Genomic DNA, 873 nt, shown 5'->3' with positions numbered 1-873 from the left:
GGAAATGCAGATTCTGCAGAACCACCTACTCTTGCCGCAATGGTATAGCGCTGTTCAGTCGGAACAAAGTCATTCATCAAGGTCGAAGGATCATTCAAGGTCGTCAACACATTCACATCTGCCAAAGCACTTTGTGCAGAACTTTGAATAACAGGAGTAAACACCGTACTCGCACCTTCCGCCGCACTCATCGCACCGACTGAAGAAAGATTAATGCTTTCCAGCCCAAACAAAACAACATCATCTTGCGATAGTGCATTAGGACCAAGGCTCAAAAGCCCTAAATGTCGAGCTGGCTGGCCACCTTGCCCTAGCGACACGACCATTGAGTTTTCGAAATCAGTGATAAATTGTGATTCATCAAATGCAACGCCCCATGACTCGAACAAGGCTGAAATATTGGAGCTCTGAACAGTGGCCATTCCGTTCATCATCGCCATTGTTTCAATGTAAGGGTCAACAAAAACCATCACCTTACCACCAGACAAAGCATATTGATCAATCGCTAGCTGCAAGCGTTGGGATAAATCTTGGGGAGCGATAAGCAGCAGCATATCAACATCTTCGATCGCTTCGGCATCATCCTCAATCCACTCCAGATCGAAATTATCATTGATGAACTGCAATGCAGCCCACTCAGGCGTTTGTTGACGGGACATTACATCAAACCCACCACGAATATCAGCCCCCGAATAAATGCCGATCTTGGGTAAAGTTTCGCGTGATAAAGCGGAAATTAGACGCGTTAGGTCGTACTCAAGGAATGCCTCTTTATCAGGTTGGATAAACGGAACCACTTCTTCTCGACCCGCGGCGTTTTTAGCGACTAAGCCAAAGTAAATTTCATCGCCACGTGCGCCACCCGGAACGCTT

Annotated in this window: 1 protein-coding gene; it reads right to left on the bottom strand. The window is 46.8% G+C overall.

The genetic code is table 11. The features are described from left to right. On the bottom strand, positions 1-873 hold an 873-nt coding region (locus A3738_RS02975), incomplete at both ends, for a GldG family protein (RefSeq protein ID WP_197473536.1).

Source organism: Oleiphilus sp. HI0066, from assembly GCF_001635725.1.
The sequence above is the reverse complement of the archived record's forward strand: the minus strand, read 5'-3'. Positions and strand labels throughout refer to the sequence as shown.